2 protein-coding genes are annotated in these 1,755 nt (G+C 38.6%); one reads left to right on the plus strand and one right to left on the minus strand.

The features are described 5' to 3' along the window. Nucleotides 1-1,420, plus strand: a 1,420-nt coding sequence (locus AC1DRF_RS26155; RefSeq protein WP_477742096.1) for a helix-turn-helix domain-containing protein, incomplete at its 5' end; no start/stop codon positions are given. A gap of 63 nt (nt 1,421-1,483) precedes the next feature. Here the strand turns inward: AC1DRF_RS26155 and AC1DRF_RS26160 are convergent. Beyond that, on the minus strand, nt 1,484-1,755 hold a 272-nt coding region (locus AC1DRF_RS26160), incomplete at its 5' end, for an MTH1187 family thiamine-binding protein (protein ID WP_477742097.1).

Consider the following 1,755-nt stretch of genomic DNA (forward strand, 5'->3'; position numbering starts at 1 on the left):
CTTCAAAGAACATGAAGAAAGCTTAGCAAAACTTGTAGAAGGAATGGCTAAAAAGAAATGTGCAGGATTGGCCATAAAAACGAAGCGCTTTTTCGAACACGTGCCTGCTTCTATTTGTCAGCTAGCTGATGAACTTCACTTTCCGATCATTGATTTCCAAACGGACGAAACGTTAGGCGCAGTTATTAACGAATCTCTCAGCTTTATTTTAGATAAAAAAACAGCCGAGCTTCAGCAAGCGATGGTCACACATCAGCTATTTTCCTCGTACATCTTACAAGGAAAAGGCATTGAGAAAATTATGCAATCTATTCAAACGTTATGCAATGCTCACGTTGCCCTTTTTGATACCCATGGCCATGAACTCTTTTATACAAACAAACGCGAACCCTTTTCACTCCCGATGGAAGAAGCGGTAGCGGGCGCTAAGCAGCTGTTTTTACGAACGGTAAAATATACAACCTTTTCCTTTTTACACACCAAAAAAACCGTTACGCTTTTTCCGATTGCTACTCATACAAGAAAATACAGTTATTTACTTATTGAACACCAAGTTTCTTTATCCGATTCAGCGCTCCTAACGATTGAACAAGCGACAAACGTTTTATCCTTCGAAATGATGAGACAGCAGGCTTTGTATGAAGCTGAACGGCGACGAAAAAACGATTTTTTCAATCAGCTTGTTAACAATTAYTATAAAACGCTTGAAGATGCTTCCTTTCAAGCACAGATGATGGGCTTATCAGCAGGAAACAGCTATATTTGCGCCGTCGGGAAAATCCACTCTACATTCACGCCTTACAGCGATGATGATATGATCTATGAGCTCCTTCAATATGAGTTATCAACAGGTCATACAGAGGCCGTTTTGTTTTTCTATGACAATCTTTATATTCTTTTGTTTACACCTCATTCTCAACCTATGATTATAGAATGCTTGCATCGCTTGCAGGAAGCTGTTTACCGTCACTACGACAAGCGAATGTCATTTGGAGTTGGAAACCAAAGCCAATCCCTACTTACAATCGCTGACTCATATAAAGAAGCTGTTGAAGCTCTTGAAACCATCCATTTTAAAGATCAGTCGAAGCTTATTCAATTTTATCAGCCAAAACAGTTTAAAGAACTGCTGAGGTTGCTTCCAGCAAACGATTTACAGGATTACTATTCTCAAACATTAGAAGGTTTGCTGCAGTACGATAAGAAAGATCGCTCCATCTTACTTGACACGCTTGAAACATATCTAAATTCCAATTGCCAAATCTCAGAGACTGCTAAGCAGTTATTCGTTCATCGGAACACGGTGATCTATCGAATTGAAAAATGCGAAGAGTTATTAAAAAGACCTATTCACACGTCAGAGGAAACCCTTCGGCTGCGCGTAGCTTTTCAAATTTTTTCTCTTGTGCATGCTAATTAAGTATAAATACAATAAAAAACGCCTGAGTGGATACTCAAGCGTTTTTATTGTATTGCATATTCTTTATTTCGCTTTTAATTTAGACTGTACGGATTGTAATTTCCCAGCCATCGTATGATTTTCTTTATCACGGCGATCATCAATTCGTAAATTTGTACATACACGCTGAATACCATTTTCAAAAGGCACTTCATGCATCTCTTGAACAATGTTTAGCAGCGTGCTTAATTCCCCTTCAATCAATGTATTCATAGGGGTTAATTGATATGTAATTTCATCTTCATGCTTGGCCAACACTTTTTGAATATCAGCTACGTACTGACTCACGCTTGGCG

This window comes from Priestia sp. P5_B4, from assembly GCF_056400385.1.